This window comes from Trichormus sp. NMC-1, assembly GCF_001858025.1.
Classification (GTDB): Bacteria; Cyanobacteriota; Cyanobacteriia; order Cyanobacteriales; family Nostocaceae; genus Anabaena.
Map to the genome: position 1 here is coordinate 1,321,922 of NZ_LZQD01000001.1, position 19,872 is coordinate 1,341,793.

Sequence of the window (19,872 nt, forward strand, 5' to 3'; positions counted from 1 at the left end):
AAAAATTACAACTTCACAAAACTGGAATTTTTAATTGTTGATGAGGGCAATACTGGTGATGTGATGCTAGGAAATTGTGTAAGAATTCAGGAGTCAGGAGTCAGGAGTCAGGAGAAAGAAAGAAGGATGAAGAATATTTTCTCTTCTGTTCCCTGCTATCAAACATTCTGTATCCTGAATCCTTACGAAATTGTTTACCAAAAAATATCCTGTCACTATCATCAGTAAATTAAAATCTTTGATAGGAAAATTAAAAATTAAAAATCCTAGCAAGTTTTTTAATTTTTAATTGTTATGGCAACGGACAGGGCGGTTAGGACACCAACTGATTATAAAACCTAGACACCAAAAGACTCTTCAGACTGTCACCTGTCACCTGTCCCCTGTCACCTGCTATAAATATGTACCTGAAAACCCTACACATCCGACAGTTTCGCAATTACCAAGATCAGAAGATTGAGTTTACCGCTGCTAAAACAATTTTGGTAGGTGATAATGCTCAGGGAAAATCGAATTTGTTGGAGTCCGTGGAGTTATTAGCAACATTGCGATCGCACCGAATGGCACGCGATCGTGATTTAGTTAAAGAAGGAGAAGCGATCGCCCAAATTAATGCCACCCTAGAAAGAGCAGCTGGTATCAGTGACTTAACCCTGACACTACGCCGTAATGCTCGTCGCACTGTGGCTATTAATGGCGAAGCGGTTCGTCGTCAAATAGATTTTCTTGGCGTGATCAATGCAGTTGAGTTTTCCAGTTTGGATTTAGAACTAGTGCGCGGAAGTCCTGAAGGTCGTCGTAACTGGTTAGATACACTATTAATTCAACTCGAACCTGTTTATGCTCACATTTTGCAGCAATATCACCAAGTGCTACGTCAACGCAATGCTTGTTTGAAAAGGAGTCAGGAGTCAGGAGTCAAAAGTCAAAATGCAGAACTTGCTATTTGGGATGCACAGTTAGTCACTGCTGGAACCAGGGTAATTATCAGGCGTGATAGAGCTATTCAAAAACTAACACCTATTGCCGCTGCTTGGCACGCTAGTATAAGTGGTAGTACAGAAATTCTGAAAATCAATTATGCAGCGAATGTACCCCTAGAAAAAAATCATCCCGAAGCTGTACAACAAGCTTTTTTAGCCAAAATTCAACAGCGAACTCTGGCAGAATTACATAGAGGTATTACCCTTGTCGGTCCGCACCGTGACGAAGTGGAATTGATTATTAACCAAACACCTGCTCGTCAATATGGTTCCCAAGGACAGCAACGAACATTAGTTCTAGCTTTAAAATTAGCGGAATTACAATTAATTGAAGAAGTCGTCAACGAGCCACCCTTACTGTTGCTGGATGATGTTTTAGCAGAATTAGATCCATCCCGTCAAAATCAATTGCTTGAGGCTATTCAAGACCGTTTCCAGACTTTGATTACTACTACTCATTTAGGTTCTTTTGAACAAGATTGGTTAAAATCTTCGCAAATTCTCTATGTGAAAGCAGGAGAATTATCAACATCTGCTCAATAGGTAAGTAGCCATCATGAACTGCGTACACCAGGACACATGAAAAACTTCTTATTCCCCTCATCGCTTGCGGAGAGCAGCGCTGTGCGGGGGTTCCCCCCGTTGAGGCGACTGCGGGGGAGGGGTTAGGGGTGGGGTCTTATTTTCAAGTCAGGTAGGCGAAAATAAAGAGAACTATGTTAAGTAAGGTAACAAATTCTGAAATTAGCTCGTAGTTAGGGCTAAAGCCCGAATTTCAGGTCTAAAGACCTGACTACAAACCTTTAATTATTTACGTTACTCTACTTGGTAGCGCTTTGCAAAATTAAAAATTAAAAGTTAAAAATAAAAAAAAGCGATGAGGGGGCTAAGATGTACCTCATAAAAGCGGAAACCGCTGTATATAGCACCTGCCAAAACGGTTAGGACTGTGTTGATTGCTCAAAGTGTTGAAGTACCGGGGTTTATACTCAACTGCTATATCAAGTATTTTATGAAATGGGATTAAATATGAATCGCAGAAATTATGTATTAGATAAGAATGAAATTAAATTACTAGGTGCATCATTAAGGACAATTGAGCCAAAGCTACTCAAACCATCTCCAGAAGCAGATACAGTTAGAATTTGGTTACAAGGTGGAGAACCTTATTTTGATATTTTTATTGAATTAAGTAATAATGAAATTGTATGGTTTCAATTTACGTTGCGTGGTAAATCCCTGTCTTGGCATAGTAAAAATACTAGATTACAAACAGGTATTACCAATGAATTAAAAATTGATAATGTTAGTTTTTATGCAGCTAGTAAAACTGTAGAAAATGATGATATCTGTGATGATGAATTTATCGATTTGGTCAAATCTATTCTGCAAACAAGAGCGGAAGAAGAAATTTTTACTAAAGCATTGACATTGTTTAATTAGTCAGTATTAACTTGGATGATTACCAATGACAATTAACCAATAACTAAGGTAATCTTTCTACTTTTTTGAAAATATGGAGAACGACAACAGTGAACACAGCACCAATTAATCCTAGCTGCCATAAACCACATCCAGAAGCAATTCCTAAAGCAGCTGAAACCCAAATCGCTGCGGCTGAAGTAAGTCCGTGAATTGCTAATGAGTTTGATTGTTGAGAAGATTCGCGTAAAATTTCTCCTGCACCCAAAAATCCTACACCAGAGGCGATACCTTGAATCACCCGACTGAGAGCATCAGCACTAATTTGTTCTCCACCGACTTGGATAGCAATGATAGTAAACACAGATGAACCCAAACTGACCAACATATGGGTTCTTAAACCAGCGGGTTTATTCCTGAGTTGGCGTTCTAAGCCAATAATTCCCCCAATTATCAATGCAAGACTTAGCCGAAAACAGATGTTCAGCCAATCATTACTGGCAATGTAGTAGGAGTTTGTCAATTAATTTATGATTGCGAGAAATAATCTTATATTCTATGTTAATTGGTAATACAGCAGATTGCAGATCAATGAGGCTTCGCCGTGAGCGTCAGCCGATAGCTTGCGTGGCGTAGCCATACGGTACAGAATCAAAATTGAAACCTAGACACATTCGCCAGTTTTACTCCTGACTCCTGAACCGATAGCGCAGCGTGGCGTAAGCCATAGGTCTGCGAAGCGCCTCCTGAATTCTGCTGTATACTTTCAAAAAGTCAGTAATTAATAATATTGACCTGAAATCTGGATCATAAAACGACTGTGTAGGTTGGCATCATTAAATATAAATGCTGAAGTTGCATTTTGGCGCTGTATTCACCTCAGGCTTTAGCCTGTAGCTACACAAACAATTCCTGCCCATGCAGGCAACCTCAGCGCTTTTTGATCAAAAACTTGTATGACAACTGACACCTAAGTAATTGAGTGGATAAACTCTACTGGCTTGACCAAATTAAACTACAAGACCGCGCCAAAGTTGGCGATAAAGCGTTTTATTTGAGTAAATTTCTGCAAAAGGGCTACCCGGTAGTGCCTGGTTTTGTAGTTTCGGCGGATGTTTGGCGGCAATTTCTAGAAACCCTCAATAGCTCAGAGTCATTAGTGGCTGATTTACCTTATTCTTCTTTACATTTGGATGTAGCTAATTGGCAACAACTACAGCAGGTGGCTGGCCGCTTGCGTCAGGAAATTATTTCTGCTACTGTGCCGCAGCATTGGGTGAGTACGATTTTCCAAGCGGCTCAAACATGGGAAAAGAAATGTTTAATTTTGCGTCCCACCCTAGCAGTATCAGCCGCTACGCAGGTGATAGGGAATATTTCTGGCTTGCTAGAGTCGGTGTTTTGTCCTTGTGATCAAGAAGCGATCGCTCAAGCATTAAAGCAGGCTTGGAGCCAGTTGTTTCGTGCCAGAAGTCTACTCTACTGGCAAAATGTCGGCATTAACTTACAACAAATTAATTTAGCGGTATTGGTGCAACCAGTAGAAAATGCGATCGCTTCTGGTTTATTTAACGCCAATACGTTAAGCGCAGATATTGAAGCTACGTGGGGATTAGGTGTGGCGATTACCAACGGTGAAGTATTGCCAGATGTTTATTATATCCAAGACAAAACAGAAGTTGTCCGCGAACGACACTTGGGAAATAAAATTCTCGCTTATCGTGTTCATGATCCTGCATCTGTAGCTGTTGGGGAATCCGCATCCAAATCAGTATTAATGATAGATAACAATTGTCTGCTGGCTTATCTACTGGGTGAGGAGCAACAAAAACAGTATGCTTTACCAGAAGAATTACTGACAGAAGTCATTGTTTTAGGAAATCAACTAGTACGTGAACTAGGTACAAAGTTAACTATGAAGTGGACAATCGCCCAAGAAACTTCATCGACAAAACTCTATATCACTCAAGTTAGCGCCCCCTCATCGGCAATTCCCGGTTCATACTTTATTAAGGGAATAGGGGCGGCTAGAGGACGTGTGAGGGCTACTGCCTATGTGATTAGTTCACAACCAAAACCAGCACAAATCCCCCAGGGAGTGATTTTAATCGCATCAGCAATTACTCCTGATTGGTTGCCTTTACTGCATGATGTGGCGGGAATTATTACAGAACAAGGTGGATTAACCAGCCACGCGGCGATTTTGTCCAGAGAATTGGGTATTCCCGCCATAGTCAATGCTATAAATGCCACAAACTTGATTCAAACTGGCGAAAGACTACTGCTGGATGGTGACAGGGGAGAAGTTTATCGGAGTCGAGGAGATGGAGGAGTTGGGGAAATCGGCAGGTGGGGTGATAGGAAAGTTGAGGAAGAGAGGAAAGTCATATCTTCTCCACCTTCTTTACCACCCTCACATTCTCAATCAATGATTGCAACCCAACTACTGGTTAATCTCAGTCAGCCGAGTCTGATTTCCAAAGTGCAAGTTTTACCTGTAGATGGGGTGGGATTATTACGTTCAGAACTAATGATTCTCAACATTTTGGATGGACAAAATCCTCATGCTTGGCTTTTGAATGGACGACACACAGAATTATTAGAATTATGGTCTGAGCAGATTATGCAATTTGCTGGCGCTTTTGCACCCAGACCAATTTTTTATCGGTCTTTAGATTGGCGATCACAGGATTTGCCATCATTGAATGATAATCGACAATCTTCTGCTGAATCGATATTAGGTGAACATGGCACTTTAAGTTATTTACGAAATCCTGCTGTTTTTGAATTAGAATTAGCGGCTTTAGCTGCTGTACAGAAACGTGGTTACAGCAATGTTCATCTCATTTTACCTTTTGTGCGGACTGTAGAAGAATTTGTATTTTGCCGCCGTAAAGTTGAGCAAGCCGGATTAACTCAGAATACCCATTTTCAATTATGGATGATGGCGGAAGTACCAAGTGTGCTGTTTTTGCTGCCAGAATATATTAAAGCGGGTGTGGCTGGGATTTCTATTGGCACAAATGACCTCACCCAATTAATTTTAGGGGTAGATAGAGAGCAAGGACAACTAGGAAGTGTCTTTGATGAGCGTCATCCGGCCGTTATGGGTGCGATCGCTCAATTGATTAAAATAGCCAGAGAAGCAGGTATTCCTTGTTCAATCTGCGGTCAAGCACCAGCCTCATATCCAGAGATTATTGATAAGTTGGTGGAATGGGGTATTACTTCGATTTCTGTGGAACCGGAAGCGGTGGAGAGGACATATAGAGCGATCGCTCGTGCTGAACAAAGGTTGATTTTAGCAGCAGCACGGAAGCAATTGGGGAATTAAAATAATTTATAATTCGTAATTCGTAATTAAGAGGATGTCTGAGTGGAAGAAAAAAAATTTACATAGTAGATGGATTCAGATTTTGTAGGGTGCGTTGCCCCCCTTCGACAACACACCATTAACCATCAATATCTAAAAATAGCCGCCACCGTTGCTCCATTTGGCATTTTGTCAGATTCAAGAGTGTAAACTCTGCCACCATTTAACAGCGTGTGAACAGCAGCAAAATCTAACATATCTTCATCATCTGGTTCTGCTTCTGTGTGTAAATCCACAGTCGTTGTTTCTGAATCAAATTTACCCCATTTCTGCTCACCTACCGATACGAACAAAGAATCGACTCTCTGATAGTAAGTCGCTGGAATAATTTCTTTGATATCACTAGATGCCTTTCCATTACCTTCACCGGCGAATCGTTGATAAAGTTCTATTGCTGCCTTTTTGTTTTCCTGAAATGAAGGTGCAACAATTCTCCAAGCTTCATCATGTAATTGTCCTAAATTGATAGTTTCTGGATTACCATTAATGCTTTCTGCTAACAAATGGGGATAAGTATTTGCTTCTTGGTAAATAGGGAATAGATATTCCACTCCTGCTAATACTAATGGTGCTTTTTCTTCCCTTAATTTCTCATGTAATGCGCCATCAATAGCGTAACAAAATTGGAGAATATCTTCTTCGTGCTTCTCTCTATCTGGGCTACCTTGTCCATGAACTGAACCTGGATGTTGAGCCGCAGCCGTTGCTCCTCTGGGTGTACCAATTCTGTGCTGTACACCTTTTTGTAACTCATCTTCCAGGAGAGTTTCTGCTAGAAGATGTGGCAGATTTTCTACTTGAAGTTCATTGAGGCTATAACCTGTACCTTCAAAAAATTTCACATCTTTTTGACTCAAAGCCAAAAGATAAAATCTACCATCGTTGTTGATTAAATGCAGTAATGGTTTGAGGTGAAATTGCTCGCCAACAACAACTAATTCGGGAAATTCAGTTGGTAAACAATAGTAACGAAATAAATTTTGGGAAAGAAAAATTACCAATCCCTGATCTTGGTGTTCCCAGAAATCGCCTTTATCCAGTTCTATAGCTGGTTTGAGAAGATTTAACGCTTCAGTTTGGCTTATTCCTATTGCATCTAAGCGTTCCTCTGCTTCCCGAACTAAATTTTTGAAGCGAATGGGATTTTGTCGAATCTCTGGCCCGGCTTTGTACATAGGCATATACAGAGATACACATGGGGGATCGGGATTTGCAACTAAATTTTTGAGTTCATCAATAGACAATAGTGTCATATTATGATTTAACCCACTTCAATAAATTTGAATAATCTAGATTTATTCAACCTCTGCCGTGGTATCGCCGCATCTTTCTTTTGATAAGAAATTACACTTTCATATTCCTTTCTTTAGATAGAATCATTATGATTCGTAAATCTACCCTTTCATATTGATTTGTAATACTTGGGTCACTCTGGCTGTTAATTCAATTAATTCTGCTTTCATACGCAATAAGTTTTATTAATTTAGTATGATTTGGTTAAATTAACTATCCCTGCCTCTTTTATTGAGGTTGACTACAGTACTCATTCAGTTGATTCCCGAAGACATCTGATTGTTTACCAGCAGTTGTGGCTGCTACTGTCAGTGATGAGTCAATATCTTTTCTGGCCTTTTGAATTTTTTCCCTACCAGCAGATGAGGCTTCTGCTGTCTTAGCTGCACCAAGAGCCTTAGCTGCTGTGGAAATGGATTGACTGAGGTTATCAAAAACCTTTACGAAACTGCTTTGAAACTCTTTCAACTTGGGATCTGTTAACCGTAGTTCCCCAATAGATTTAGTAACATTTTGCAAATCTTTGGACAATTGCAAGCTAGTTGTCACCTGTTTTCCTTTATTCGTATCAATCAAAGATGTACCTTGATTGACAGCTGTAATCAATCGTTGACACTGGGAAACTTTACTCTCACTACAACCAGTCACCAACAAAGCAATACTTAGACCAACAGGAGCAATAATAGTATACTTACGTAAAATGAACATTAATTTCTTAATTTCCCAACAGCAGTAAAATCCCATTAATACTAGCCAATAATTTAGCGATTGTGGTGTAAATCAATTGGGTGGAATTTAAAATCCACAAATTCGTAATTCGAGTTATTAATTACGAATTACGAATTACGAATTATTATGAATTACCAATCTACCGGTAAACCTAACTGGTCTAAGGTTTTTCCTTCTTGCAAAAGTGGCTGAATATGGCTGTCTATTTGAATTTGACCAGCAGAGAGAACTAAAGCGCGTTGAGTAACTCTACCTAACCAATGTAGGTCATGGGAAGCAATTAACATTACTTGCACCGGCAATTTTAATAATACTTGGGCTAAATGCCTTCTCCATGCTGGATCAAGTCCGGTGGTTGGCTCGTCTAGAATGAGAATTGATGGCTCTAAGGCTAATATGGTGGCTAGAGCGGCTAAACGTCGTTGTCCTCCTGATAGTTCATGGGCAGAACGATGAGCATAAGCTTCTAGACCAAAATCAGCTAATAATTGCAGTGCTTTATCAATTGCTATTGCTGGTGCTACGCCGTAGTTACGAGGACCGAAGGTAACATCTTCCAATATGGTGGGCATAAATAATTGGTCGTTGGCATCTTGGAAGGTAAAACCGATTTGCTTCCGTATTTGGGGTAAGGTGCGTGGTTCTACGAGAGTGCCGTTGATGAAAATTGCACCACTTTGGGGATGTTTTAAGCCGATGAGGTTTTCTAGGAGGGTGCTTTTACCTGAGCCGGTTGCACCCATTAAGGCGACGCGATCGCCTGCATTCAAGCTAAAGGAAATTTCTTTTAATACTGGTTCCTGGTGGAAATAGGTATACACCAGGTTTTGCACCTCAATCACAGCATTGTGACGGTGAGAGATTGAAGTTTGGGGATTAGATGTTAAAGATGTCAAAATTCACCACTCAAATATAAATGGTCATTGGTCATTGGTCATTGGTCATTTGCATTCTGACTTGTGAGTTTTGACCTGTGACTTTTGGGGGTTAACAGGTAGTACAGCTAAAAGTAGGAATTGAAGGTTATACAAGTAGCAGTTATTCCTACTATTATTAGTGTAAAACGTTCTTTTGGTCTGAGGGTGGAATCTATGGGTAATTGCCCGTTATAACCACGGGCTATCATGGCGCTGTAAACTCGTTCTGCTCTTTCTAAAGTGCGAAGATACAAAGCCCCAATCATAGAGGCACTAGCATAGCGTAGCCATCCCCCAGCACCATTCAAACCCCGTAATTGGGCGCTACGTTGCATTCGTGCTACTTCTGAGAGCAAAATTTCTAAGTATTGTCCAGCTAGGAGTAAATTTTGCTTTAATGGGGCTGGCACGGGTAAGCCTTTGAGGGCGATACCGAAACTATGGGGCGGTAAAGTTAACAAAAAGCTATTCATGGTAATTAAACAGATTAGCGATCGCACGAGCAGAAAACTAGCTCGTTCCCATCCCAAGGGTAAAGCCATCAATGACAGAAAAATTAATTCTGTACCTAGTAACCCGCCTAATTTGCGAATGGGGACACGCAATAACCACGCCCACAAAAGTGCGATCGCTCCATACACAACCAAGTTAGACCAAGCATAATACTTTAATAAAGCTGCCCCAATCACAATTACTAGAGACAGTTGCAAGCGTAAAGGTAAAGAAAGTTTAAGCATTCTTTGGTTTAATGACTTTGGCAATTCCAAAAGCTACCGCAAAGCAAATCGCAGCACCTATCAAACCTGCAATACTAGTCCCGATTTGCTCCAAACCCTCAATACCATAATCAGCAAAGGGTGTTGGTACTTCTACTCTGACTTCCTCTGCTAAGTTGATAAAGCCTAAATTTTCCGCTACTTTTTCTAAACCATCAGGCCATGCAGAAGCAAACAGCGACAGCACACCGGCAACCAGAATAATGCTGACAATGGGTACTAACAAACCTTTGAATTTCTCTTCTTCTCCTGGTAACAAATCTGGTCTGACTGTGGCTAGGTAAGTCAGCACACCTCCTGTAATCACACCTTCACCAATACCAATCAAAATATGTACACCAGTCATGCTGGGTAAAACTATGTTGACTGGTGCTGTTCCCGAAAGGGCTAATTGAATGGCACAAGCGATCGCTGAGACAACTACACTCACACCAGCGGCAATTCCGGCTGCTAGGGGTAAACGTCCTTTAGAACCACCAAGTAGTCGTTGTAAGGTTTGAGTTAATCCCCACCCTACCCAAACACCTATTACTCCGAGGTTGAAAATATTTGCACCCAAGGCAGTAATACCACCATCAGCAAATAGCACTGCTTGAATAATTAAAACTGTTGCTATACATAGCATTCCCGCCCAAGGGCTACCCAAAATAATCGCCGCTAAAGCACCGCCGCACAAGTGTCCGCTAGTACCTCCCGCTACGGGAAAATTAATCATTTGGGCAGCAAAGATAAAGGCTGTGGTTAAGCCTAGTAGGGGAGCGCGACGAATTCCATAAGCTTCTTCTGATCGCCCAAAAGCAATAAACAAAGCTGCCGCACTCGCTAAACTAGTTGCTCCTGCAACTGGTACAGAAATAAATCCATCAGGTATATGCATATTTTGCCCTTTATTTTCATGTTTTTCTTCACACCAATGCAAGCAATTTAATTACGGCATCAATTTAATAACAAACTATAAATTTCCTTTTTTTACAATGCCATATTGGGGGATTTTTAGCTGCTACTTAGGAAGAATTTATAATAATATATACGTTAAATATTATACTTATTTTTTATATAATTAATTTTTGTCAATTTATCTTGCGGGAATGTTTATAAATCTTGAATAAACAATTTAAAATTCAAAACGCAAAGACACAAAAAACACTTTGCGTCTTTGCGCGAAACTATCCTAAATTAATTCCCTTCCCGTAACTTATCCAAAACACTGCGGTCTTCCAAAGTAGAAGTATCACCAGACACTTCCTGACCAGCTGCTAAATTCCGCAATAAACGCCGCATAATCTTACCAGAACGGGTTGCTGCCAAATTTCTTAATAAACGCCGCATAATCTTACCAGAACGGGTTTTTGGTAAAGCGTCAGTAAACCTGATTTCACCAGGACGTGCGATCGCCCCAATTTCACTAACAACGTGCTTTTTCAGTTCCTTACTCAGTTCTTCACTGGCTTGATAAGTTCCCTCTAAAGTCACAAAAGCCACGACTTCTTCACCCTTTAACTCATCCGGTTTACCCACCACCGCAGCTTCTGCAACCGCAGGATGAGACACCAATGCAGATTCTACTTCCATTGTTCCCAGGCGATGTCCAGATACATTCAGCACATCATCTACACGCCCCATTACCCAGAAATAACCGTCTTCATCTTTTCTGGCACCATCACCAGCAAAATACGTATAATTACCATTATTGGGCGGAATATGTTCCCAATAAGTACGGCGGAAGCGTTCTGGATCACCGTAAACATTCCGCATCATTCCCGGCCAAGGATGACGAACCGCTAAATATCCACCTTCGTTTTCTGGGACAGAATTACCTTCTAAATCGACTACATCGGCAATAATCCCAGGGAAAGGACGAGTTGCAGAACCGGGTTTGGTGGAAATTGCACCTGGTAGAGGTGTGATCATGATCCCACCGGTTTCGGTTTGCCACCAAGTATCAACAATCGGACAGCGTTCACCACCAATGATTTTATGATACCACATCCAAGCTTCGGGGTTAATGGGTTCACCGACAGTCCCCAGTAAACGCAATGAAGATAGATTCCGCCCATTGGGTAAATGTTCACCCATTTTAATAAACGCCCGAATTGCTGTAGGTGCTGTATAAAATGTGGTAACACCATATTTCTCAATTACATCCCAGAAGCAACCAGGATTAGATGCACGCGGCGCACCTTCATACATGACAGTGGTTGCACCGTTGGAAAGAGGCCCGTAAACAATATAGCTATGTCCAGTAATCCAACCTACATCGGCAGTACACCAATATACATCTGTATCCTGGAGGTCAAATATCCATTTGGTGGTGATGTGGGTGTATAAGTTATAACCGCCTGTGGTATGCACAACGCCTTTCGGTTTGCCGGTACTACCGGAAGTGTAAAGGACAAACAGCATATCTTCGCTGTCCATTGCTTCAGCAGGACAATCAGCGGAAACGCCTTTTTGTAAGTCATGCCACCAGTGGTCGCGCCCTGGTTCCATGTGTGTTTTTTGACCTGTGCGCTGTACGACTAGTACATCTGTCACGCTGGGAACAACGCCGTTATCTAAGGCTTTATCTACTTGTTCTTTGAGAGGGACGATGGCATCTTTACGCCAACCACCATCAGATGTGATGACTAGTTTAGCCTCAGCATCATTCAAGCGATCGCGCAAAGCTTCGGCACTAAATCCTCCAAAAACTACGCTGTGAGGTGCGCCAATTCTAGCACAGGCTAACATAGCAATAGCCGCTTCGGGTATCATGGGCATATAAATACCGATGCGATCGCCTTTTTTTGCTCCCAACTGCTTCAGCACATTGGCAAATTGACAAACTTCCCGATGTAATTGAGCATAAGTAAGAGTACGAGAATCTCCGGGTTCTCCTTCCCAAATCAAAGCTGCTTTATTTTTGCGCCAAGTCGTGAGATGTCTGTCAAGACAGTTGTAAGAAATATTAATTTTCCCATTGACAAACCACTTGGCAAAAGGTGGTTGCCAGTCTAGCACTTTGTCCCATTTTTGGAACCAGTGCAACTCTGTTTCTGCTAATTCTGCCCAGAATTTTTGAGGATCAGCTTTAGCTTGATCATACAGAAGCTGATAGTCTTCTAAGCTTTTGATATGAGCTTTTTGCGAAAATTCACTCTGAGGATGGAAGAGGCGCTTTTCTTGTAAGATGGATTCTATAGTCGGTTGAGACATGGTAATGTATGCAAACGATATTGTGACTGAAAACTATTTTTAACGGAGTTGTGTTCAATAGTGTTGAGATTTTTGTTAAGCTGGCTCAAAGTCTCCAAGTTACTTAGTTTACACCAATCGCAATTAAGCCGGGATGTGCAGTTGACGGCGGATTAAAGCTAACAAATAATATTAAGTGTAATTGAGCAAATCCCAAATTACACCTCTTGCAGCTTGCGAAAAGGTAAGATAATAGTGTATCGCTAAGTTAATAGGTATTTTACACCAATTAACTAGGTTGGAACCTGTAGTCTCATAGAATAAAATTTTGTCAATAAAAATACTTTGGAGATGTTGTCGGTGAAATCTTTTTTTAACCAAAATTTAATCACTCAACTATGATTCAGATCACTCCCAGCAAAGGTATAAATTCTTAAGAAAATTTTTAGTTACTGAAAAGTAGGGCGTAGTTTGCAAGCAAAAGAAATAAAGGATAAACTAAAGTCACTGACCGAGCAAGCCTCTTTGATAGATCCTCAATTAGCGAACAGACTAAATGAGATCAATCGTTGGGTTAAATTTATTCGGCCTGGTTCCCTGACTGCTAAACCATTTGTCCTGGCCTTTCTCCTAGAAGTAATTACGGATTCAACAATTTGGCTCATCATTCAATCCTTACCTTCAGAAGCAGCACGGAAAGAAAAGTTCGACCAAATGACACCAAATGAGAGGTATTGGTATAGTTATCTTTTTCCGAGGTGGATAAACTCAACTGATTCCAAATTTTATATTTGGAAGAAAAAAATTATGTCGGGAGAGTTCAATCAGTTTGATGGTGATACTATTAAATTAATAGCTCAAGATATTGTTCGTCGTGAAGGGAGTTTTTGGCAGCGCTATATTGCCGACCTTTCTATGGCAACAGACTTAATAGTCAGTAATCATCAACAAAAACCACTTTGTATTCAAGTTACTAGTGTTAGTGAAGAATTTCATCGCCAAAAGTATGAGAAGTGGCAAAATTCCCTGCAATTGTGGGAAATAGAGAGAGGATTGTTCTTAAGTTACAATCCCGGAGAAAGTGATTTTATCAATCAGTTAGTAAATGTGGCGCTGTATAACAGTGATCATCTGTCTGAAGGAAAGTATCTCAATTTTTCCTGAAGTCCAATTTTTGCTCTCTGTCTAATATTTTTGTCCTCACCTACATCTTTACCTGCTCAAGACAGCATTTATGATTAACCAACAAGAAATGAACAGCATTACTCAAGTGGATGAATTTGCTGAAATTTTAGCAGCGGCGCGGAGAATGCAGCAGGATTGGCTAGAACATGGTTTAAATTTTGTTCATCTTTATGTTGAAGATGTAGAAGGAGATTGGTTAGAAACTTGGGGAGATGATGAACTATCTAATTCTTTATTCGATGCTATTAAGGAATTTTTAGTTAGTAATGATGATGTAGCAGTGAAGATTAGATATCGTTTGGGAGATAAGCCACTGTTTGATTTAGCCGTAAATTTGGAAGAATGTTTGAGGATTTCTAGAGAAGATGAAAAAGCATTTGCTGTGAGAGATGTTTTAGCTGATCATTTTGATAGTTATGATATTGATTTACTTGATTTAGCAACTAGTTTGTTAGATAAATTGTTGTAATACCATAACTAGTAAATTATCCATAATCTAGAGACGTTGCATACAGCATATCTATAGCGGTTCTCAATTTAGTGATGTACAAAAACCCAACCCCCAACCCCCTCCCCGCAAGCGATGAGGGGACTATGATGTACCTCATGTGATTAGGAAACGCTATACACTACAGAAATTACCACAGTGCAGCCCTAACTTAATTGTATTTAAATATATCCCTCCTCTAAGTAAAAAACAGAGGGGGGTTAATTTTTTGGCTTCATACCCTGATAAGGAAGATCCATGCTTTTATTTATCTAAAATTTAGAAAAAAAAGTCAAAAATTGTTATTTAGCCTCAATCCCTGGGAATACTAGATTAGTCAAAGCCCAAATAAAGCCGATACCAGCATTAATGAGTAACACCGTTGAATTGTTGTATTCTTCTATAGAGAAGCTTGTTAGAGAAATTGTAGCGGTTAACCACGCTTGGAAAGTAGCTAGTGAGCTTTTTGGTGAAAATTCCTCTCTTTCTATATCTTCACGGGATTTAAAAACCGCTTTGCAGGTGCGTTTGTTAAGAAACTATGCACCTGAACAGGTTTATCTAGTTGTAGATACAGAAGCCGAAGGTGAGAAACTTTACAGCTTAAAACTCAGAGAACCTATAGACAACCACCTGTATGCAGAACATTTGCCAGTACGGGTAGCGCAAGAGGTTCTCTCTGCTGACGAGATCAAAAAATTTACCAAGTTGTAATCAAGATAGGAGGGTGCGGTATGGGAATCGGACAGATTTGGGACATAATTTGGGACAAACTTTAACTCAATTTCAAACAGATACTAGAGGGGTTTTACAACAAACAGCAGATGAAATTAATCGAGCAGTAGATCAAAGTATTATAGGAATGACATCCCAACGTAGTGCATTTGAAGCGAGTGCAGAACAAGCTGCTGCTACCTTCCGAGGTATTCGAGAAGAACTGCAAATAGCATTACACGAACGAGCAGAAGTAGAACAGGAAATGCTACAAGGTACTCGGACTGGAATCATACAAATTCTCACTCAAGCAAATACAGCCTTCCAGCAACAAAGTAATACTCTGGAAACAGTTGGGAATCAAGCTTCTGGATTAATGAATGATGCTAGAAATAATCTTTTAGCTACTTTAGAAAACATTGATGCAACACTTACAGCAACTCGTCAAACCGTACAAGATGATTTAACCCAGTTCCGCGAAGAATATCAAGCAAATTTACAATCTTTCTTCCAACAACAAAACCAATTACTAGAAGGTACTTTAAGTGAACAACGTAATGGTTTAAATCAAGTAGTTCAGAATTTAGATAAAGTTTTCCAAGAGGAAGCTACCCGTCGTAGTCAGTTAACTCAAGAAATTGATACAACAATGGATAAAATTAAGGACTCTGTAAAACAAATAAAAGATTTAGCAATTACTGCTGGTTTACATGATTCACAAAGACTAATTCAACTAAATGCACTTGCTGAAAATATCGGACAACAAGTACAGAAAGTGGATAATTCCTACAAGAATCTAGATGAAAAATTTGCTAAGAGTTTAAATACTTGGCAAACTCATCTGGAAAATTATATAAACAGAACAATCACATCACAAACACAATACTTTGAAAATGCTGATCAAGCTATGAGTCAAGTATGCGGAAATCTATTAGAAACAGCTAGAGTTTTAGTAGCTGCACAAGATGATGATAATTTGAGTAATGGAAGAAATGGACATGGATGATTTTATCAATAACGAATTTGTAGAAAATGAAAGTACCGAAGATGATGAATCTAGCATTTATCTATCTATCGGTGATCTCATGTCTGGGCTACTGATGTTTTTTGCTTTACTTTTCATTACTACACTACTACAACTTGCAGAAAGAGAAGCACCAAAAAAGGACGTTATTTCTCAGATTTTCAAGGAAATGACAAGTCAAAATATTAATGTTAAAGTCAATCCAGAAACGGGAGATGTGAGCATTGATGATTCAATTCTTTTTGATAAAGGAAGCACCCAACTTAAACCCGCAGGTAAAGAATTTCTCCGTAAGTTTATTCCTGTTTACAGTGGAGTAATTTTTTCTAAACCAGAATTTGAAAAGGAAATTAGCCGCGTCGTAATAGAAGGTCACACTAGCTCAGATGCAGACAATAAAACCAATTTAGAACTTAGTGTATTACGATCATCTTCAGTCTATAAATACATTTTTTATGAATTGAATTTTCCCACTAAACCTTCTTTAAGGCAGAAAATATTAGCCGCTGGACGCGGAGAAATAGAAGCTGATCAAAAACGTGATAACCCTGCTGATAGAAAGGTACTATTTCGTTTTCAATTTCGTAGTGATGAGTTAAATCAACAAGTTGGTAAAAAATTACCTAAAAAGGAGAAATAACCTTGAATTTTGATTATTCCATTCCTAATTTATCAGAAATACCCCAGGTATTACCTCAAAGAATGATGCAGTTAGCAAGTACATTACCAGATGTAAAACTTTCTATCCCAACTGTTGATAAAGTGTTAGCATTTATTGAACATGGAAAAGCTGATGAAGTTAGTCAATTAGAGTGGATTTATTGTATTTCTGCTAAAGAGAAATGGGATAATCAGAATATTAACCGTAGCCAATCAACATCTTCTGCAATTTGGCAGGTAGCAATTTCTAACTCTTGGTTACAACATCAACTAATATGGCGGTTAGCTTTATATTGCAATGGTCAAAAAGAACGGGTTTTACCCAAATCTCTCGTTGATTCTTTTGGTGTTTTTGCCAATAATGAGAAAATTAAAACCTTATTAAAGGTAAAAGTAATTTTAGCAATTAATAGTGAAAATACTGGTAAGAAAATAGCTAAATCGCCTGTGAATATAATTTAAATCGTGCAGATTTTATCAATGAAATTAAATCAGATATTCCTGTATGGATTTCAGTTTTTAATCAATTTGTAGAATATATAACGCCGCATTTCTGTACAATCAATAATCCCAGCAATCAACAGGTTTGTTGGTTATTAAGTTGTTTGCAGGAAATGTCAACAACACAGCAACGAACAGCAGTTGATGATTTACTAATCAATGTTAATGAAAATATTGCAAATCAACATAGTCAATTAGTATCATGGCTTAGTCAAAATTATCGAAGTGGTGAAAATTGGTTAGGACTTTCAGAACTAGCTAGAAAGAAACTAAGAAATTTAATTGGAACAATTAATTATGGTGATTTCCAAAAATTAGTTAACCTCATATTAAATAGATTAACATTACAAGACTTCGAGGAAAATAGACTACGCAGACGCAGAGATTTTTGGAGTTACTATAGCAACAGATTTGAGAAAATGCGGATTCTCTTACCTGAATCTTCATTACAAATTATTGGTAATCAGCTAACAGGAGATATTGAGGTTTTAAAAAATGATGGTAGCGAACCTACAGAAGTTTGTATATTTGATTTTGGTGATTGGATAGTAATAGAGTTCTTTAGAGGGAAAGGTAGTGAAACACGCCTTTTACCAAACAATTCTAAAAATCAACAAATACTTTTTAATCAATCTCAACTTTCAGTTAAATGTATTCGTTGTTTAGGTGGTGAAAAACACGATCATGAATATCTTTGGCAGGTATTTTCCCACTATTGGTTACAAAATAAGGGAATTATACCTAATTTAAATAGCAATACTCCCAGACAACCTACAACAGAACAATTACGAGATCGATCATACAAACTGGAAAGATGGAAAGGGGATATTGATACTTTAGAACGGGAAGCGAAGGAATACTGTAGAAGAACTGGTTGTTGCACTTGAATATTCACAAGAATCACATTTTAGTAACTGGATAATAACGCATCATCCCAATTAAATATTATTGGTGCGTTAATAACGCACCCTACAAATTGGAGATTTTTTTAATTAAAAGTCTCTAACGAACAAGAACACTCCTGAGTTCTTGAACGTGTTGTTTATAGACAAACCAAGTTTGAACATTGTCAATGTTCTGTTCACATGGAAGTGGTTTTTCAAATGTAACTTCCCAGTAGTCAGAGAGGCGTTCGCTGTTACCTTGAGGACGAGCCGGCGCATTTTGAATCTGTCTTCTAATAGAAGTCACAAAAAATTTATCATTTCGTTTAACTGGGCATTTTTCGTCAGATGTTATATCTCTTGATTGTTTAAACCAATTTTCTCGCAGCTTGAAAGTAGTACCAGAAACGGCATTAACCCTTAAAATACGGATTACAGGAGTAGTTTGAGAAGAAACGGCATCGGGATTCACCATACCAACTCCACACAATACGGACAGAAATACGAGTAATTGTTGAGGGCGCAATCTAATGTTACTAATTTCCATCTTGATTTGTCTGAGTGTTTAGTTTGACGTTAGATGTTAATAACACCATTTTTGCATAAATTACGTTTCCAGTTCTATGCCAAAAAATCAGTATTTTTTTATACTAAAAATTACTTGAGATCGATGCACTACCTTCAGAATGTGCCAGAAATACGTTAAAATAGATAAACGTAGCAGTTTATTGCCTGTTCTATATTAAATCAGCTATTCCTGTTAAGTTTAAATTTTCCCCGTTTGAGAAATTGGAATGTTAGACAAAATTTTTAATTACCTGAACTTTCATTTCAGTGTAGAAGCCTCTATAGTCCTGTTAATCTTGGTCTTCTTAGAGGCTGTGTTATCGGCTGATAATGCGATCGCTCTCGCGGCAATTGCCCAAGGACTAGAAGACAAAAAACTAGAACGTCAGGCGCTAAACATCGGTTTAGTCTTCGCTTACGTACTCCGAATTACCTTATTGCTGACAGCTACTTGGGTACAAAAATTCTGGCAATTTGAATTATTAGGGGCTGCTTACCTACTGTGGCTAGTATTCCAACACTTTACATCACAAGAAGATGAGGAAAATCATCATCACGGGCCACGTTTTAAGTCTCTATGGCAGGCTATACCCGTAATTGCCTTTACAGATTTGGCGTTTTCCTTAGATAGTGTGACAACAGCGATCGCAGTATCTCAAGAAATGTGGTTGGTAATTACCGGAACCACAATTGGTATTGTCACCCTCAGATTCATGGCCGGATTATTTATCCGCTGGTTAGATGAATATGAAAATTTAGAAGATGCCGGCTATATCACGGTGGCATTTGTGGGTTTACGGTTGTTGTTGAGAGTCATCAATGATGATTTAGTCCCACCCCAATGGATCATGATTAGTGCGATCGCCATTATTTTAACCTGGGGATTTTCCAAACGCACTGCCATACCTGCTACCAACGAAGTCATCTCATTACCTGCAGAAGCTAAGGAGCCAGAAAAGAGCGAAGTTGCATAACAGGCAGAGGTGCAGGGGGCAGGGTGCAGGGTGCAGGGTGCAGGGGGCAGGGTGCAGGGGGCAGGGGAGAAAAATACTTATCTTGTCTCTTACCTGTCACCTGTCACCTGTCACCTGTCACCTTCTTCCTACCTCTTAACAAATCTTTAACCATCCATTAAAACAGTACAGTAAATTGGTCAAGGATGAAGTAAGAATTGTAAATTTTT

Annotated in this window: 20 protein-coding genes; 12 read left to right on the forward strand and 8 right to left on the reverse strand. The window is 39.3% G+C overall.

What is annotated here, in order from left to right; genetic code table 11:
- Positions 1–63 precede the first annotated feature (63 nt).
- The 3 genes from A9Y75_RS28295 (at position 64) to A9Y75_RS05935 (ending at position 2,426) form a co-directional block, all read left to right on the forward strand.
- A complete protein-coding gene (locus tag A9Y75_RS28295) occupies positions 64–228 on the forward strand; it encodes a hypothetical protein (protein WP_177176116.1) in 165 nt (54 codons plus the stop codon).
- A 173-nt stretch (positions 229–401) separates the two neighbouring features.
- A complete protein-coding gene (gene recF / locus A9Y75_RS05930) occupies positions 402–1,526 on the forward strand; it encodes a DNA replication/repair protein RecF (protein WP_071188589.1) in 1,125 nt (374 codons plus the stop codon).
- Positions 1,527–2,012: 486 nt separating this feature from the next.
- A complete protein-coding gene (locus A9Y75_RS05935; protein ID WP_071188590.1) occupies positions 2,013–2,426 on the forward strand; it encodes a hypothetical protein in 414 nt (137 codons plus the stop codon).
- 43 nt (positions 2,427–2,469) lie between these two features.
- Here the strand turns inward: A9Y75_RS05935 and A9Y75_RS05940 are convergent, their stop codons facing one another.
- Entirely contained in the window at positions 2,470–2,928 is a 459-nt protein-coding gene (locus A9Y75_RS05940; RefSeq protein WP_071188591.1) for an MgtC/SapB family protein, read from the reverse strand.
- A 459-nt stretch (positions 2,929–3,387) separates the two neighbouring features.
- Between A9Y75_RS05940 and A9Y75_RS05945 the strand changes: the two genes are divergently transcribed.
- Positions 3,388–5,739, forward strand: a complete 2,352-nt coding sequence (locus A9Y75_RS05945) for a putative PEP-binding protein (protein WP_071188592.1) — start codon at positions 3,388–3,390, stop codon at positions 5,737–5,739.
- Positions 5,740–5,864: 125 nt separating this feature from the next.
- On the opposite strand, the gene A9Y75_RS05950 is transcribed toward A9Y75_RS05945, so the two are convergent.
- The 6 genes from A9Y75_RS05950 to acs form a co-directional block, all read right to left on the reverse strand.
- Positions 5,865–7,031, reverse strand: a complete 1,167-nt coding sequence (locus A9Y75_RS05950; RefSeq protein ID WP_071188593.1) for a hypothetical protein — start codon at positions 7,029–7,031, stop codon at positions 5,865–5,867.
- A 268-nt stretch (positions 7,032–7,299) separates the two neighbouring features.
- Entirely contained in the window at positions 7,300–7,779 is a 480-nt protein-coding gene (locus A9Y75_RS05955) for a hypothetical protein (protein WP_071188841.1), read from the reverse strand.
- A gap of 152 nt (positions 7,780–7,931) precedes the next feature.
- Positions 7,932–8,696, reverse strand: coding sequence for an ABC transporter ATP-binding protein (locus A9Y75_RS05960; RefSeq protein WP_071188594.1), 765 nt, complete (start codon positions 8,694–8,696; stop codon positions 7,932–7,934).
- 107 nt (positions 8,697–8,803) lie between these two features.
- A complete protein-coding gene (locus tag A9Y75_RS05965; RefSeq protein WP_071188595.1) occupies positions 8,804–9,454 on the reverse strand; it encodes an energy-coupling factor transporter transmembrane protein EcfT in 651 nt (216 codons plus the stop codon).
- Positions 9,447–10,370, reverse strand: coding sequence for an energy-coupling factor ABC transporter permease (locus A9Y75_RS05970; RefSeq protein ID WP_071188596.1), 924 nt, complete (start codon positions 10,368–10,370; stop codon positions 9,447–9,449). The genes A9Y75_RS05965 and A9Y75_RS05970 overlap by 8 nt, the downstream gene beginning before the upstream one ends.
- A 299-nt stretch (positions 10,371–10,669) precedes the next feature.
- Complete coding sequence (gene acs, locus A9Y75_RS05975; protein WP_071188597.1) at positions 10,670–12,688, reverse strand: acetate--CoA ligase; 2,019 nt, start codon at positions 12,686–12,688, stop codon at positions 10,670–10,672.
- Between the two features lie 450 nt (positions 12,689–13,138).
- Between acs and A9Y75_RS05980 the strand changes: the two genes are divergently transcribed.
- From A9Y75_RS05980 to A9Y75_RS29385, 7 genes are all read left to right on the forward strand, one after another.
- The gene (locus A9Y75_RS05980; protein WP_071188598.1) at positions 13,139–13,831 is read left to right on the forward strand and encodes a hypothetical protein; all 693 of its coding nucleotides are present in this window, start codon (positions 13,139–13,141) and stop codon (positions 13,829–13,831) included.
- Positions 13,832–13,901: 70 nt separating this feature from the next.
- Positions 13,902–14,321 (forward strand): hypothetical protein, encoded by a 420-nt coding sequence (locus A9Y75_RS05985; RefSeq protein ID WP_071188599.1) that lies wholly within the window; start codon positions 13,902–13,904, stop codon positions 14,319–14,321.
- Positions 14,322–14,708: 387 nt separating this feature from the next.
- Positions 14,709–15,053 (forward strand): hypothetical protein, encoded by a 345-nt coding sequence (locus A9Y75_RS05990; protein ID WP_071188600.1) that lies wholly within the window; start codon positions 14,709–14,711, stop codon positions 15,051–15,053.
- A gap of 37 nt (positions 15,054–15,090) precedes the next feature.
- Positions 15,091–16,059, forward strand: a complete 969-nt coding sequence (locus A9Y75_RS05995) for a hypothetical protein (RefSeq protein WP_143046366.1) — start codon at positions 15,091–15,093, stop codon at positions 16,057–16,059.
- Positions 16,052–16,717: an OmpA family protein gene (locus tag A9Y75_RS06000; RefSeq protein ID WP_071188602.1), complete on the forward strand. Its 666-nt coding sequence runs from the start codon at positions 16,052–16,054 to the stop codon at positions 16,715–16,717. The genes A9Y75_RS05995 and A9Y75_RS06000 overlap by 8 nt, the downstream gene beginning before the upstream one ends.
- A gap of 2 nt (positions 16,718–16,719) precedes the next feature.
- A complete protein-coding gene (locus A9Y75_RS29380) occupies positions 16,720–17,199 on the forward strand; it encodes a hypothetical protein (RefSeq protein WP_236721336.1) in 480 nt (159 codons plus the stop codon).
- A 152-nt stretch (positions 17,200–17,351) separates the two neighbouring features.
- Positions 17,352–18,125: an EH signature domain-containing protein gene (locus A9Y75_RS29385; protein ID WP_236721337.1), complete on the forward strand. Its 774-nt coding sequence runs from the start codon at positions 17,352–17,354 to the stop codon at positions 18,123–18,125.
- 115 nt (positions 18,126–18,240) lie between these two features.
- Here the strand turns inward: A9Y75_RS29385 and A9Y75_RS06010 are convergent, their stop codons facing one another.
- Positions 18,241–18,669: a hypothetical protein gene (locus A9Y75_RS06010; protein ID WP_071188603.1), complete on the reverse strand. Its 429-nt coding sequence runs from the start codon at positions 18,667–18,669 to the stop codon at positions 18,241–18,243.
- Positions 18,670–18,916: 247 nt separating this feature from the next.
- Between A9Y75_RS06010 and A9Y75_RS06015 the strand changes: the two genes are divergently transcribed.
- Positions 18,917–19,663: a TerC family protein gene (locus tag A9Y75_RS06015; protein ID WP_071188604.1), complete on the forward strand. Its 747-nt coding sequence runs from the start codon at positions 18,917–18,919 to the stop codon at positions 19,661–19,663.
- Positions 19,664–19,872 lie beyond the last annotated feature (209 nt).

Bases quoted from the DNA above. Each gene is read 5' to 3' on its own strand.
- A9Y75_RS05985 (WP_071188599.1), top strand. From the start codon at position 13,902: ATGATTAACCAACAAGAAATGAACAGCATTACTCAAGTGGATGAATTT.
- acs (WP_071188597.1), bottom strand. From the start codon at position 12,688: ATGTCTCAACCGACTATAGAATCCATCTTACAAGAAAAGCGCCTCTTC.
- A9Y75_RS05970 (WP_071188596.1), bottom strand. From the start codon at position 10,370: ATGCATATACCTGATGGATTTATTTCTGTACCAGTTGCAGGAGCAACT.
- A9Y75_RS05955 (WP_071188841.1), bottom strand. From the start codon at position 7,779: ATGTTCATTTTACGTAAGTATACTATTATTGCTCCTGTTGGTCTAAGT.
- A9Y75_RS05950 (WP_071188593.1), bottom strand. From the start codon at position 7,031: ATGACACTATTGTCTATTGATGAACTCAAAAATTTAGTTGCAAATCCC.
- A9Y75_RS06015 (WP_071188604.1), top strand. From the start codon at position 18,917: ATGTTAGACAAAATTTTTAATTACCTGAACTTTCATTTCAGTGTAGAA.
- A9Y75_RS05990 (WP_071188600.1), top strand. From the start codon at position 14,709: ATGAGTAACACCGTTGAATTGTTGTATTCTTCTATAGAGAAGCTTGTT.
- A9Y75_RS05965 (WP_071188595.1), bottom strand. From the start codon at position 9,454: ATGCTTAAACTTTCTTTACCTTTACGCTTGCAACTGTCTCTAGTAATT.
- A9Y75_RS05935 (WP_071188590.1), top strand. From the start codon at position 2,013: ATGAATCGCAGAAATTATGTATTAGATAAGAATGAAATTAAATTACTA.
- recF (WP_071188589.1), top strand. From the start codon at position 402: ATGTACCTGAAAACCCTACACATCCGACAGTTTCGCAATTACCAAGAT.
- A9Y75_RS06000 (WP_071188602.1), top strand. From the start codon at position 16,052: ATGGATGATTTTATCAATAACGAATTTGTAGAAAATGAAAGTACCGAA.
- A9Y75_RS28295 (WP_177176116.1), top strand. From the start codon at position 64: ATGCTAGGAAATTGTGTAAGAATTCAGGAGTCAGGAGTCAGGAGTCAG.
- A9Y75_RS29385 (WP_236721337.1), top strand. From the start codon at position 17,352: ATGTCAACAACACAGCAACGAACAGCAGTTGATGATTTACTAATCAAT.
- A9Y75_RS06010 (WP_071188603.1), bottom strand. From the start codon at position 18,669: ATGGAAATTAGTAACATTAGATTGCGCCCTCAACAATTACTCGTATTT.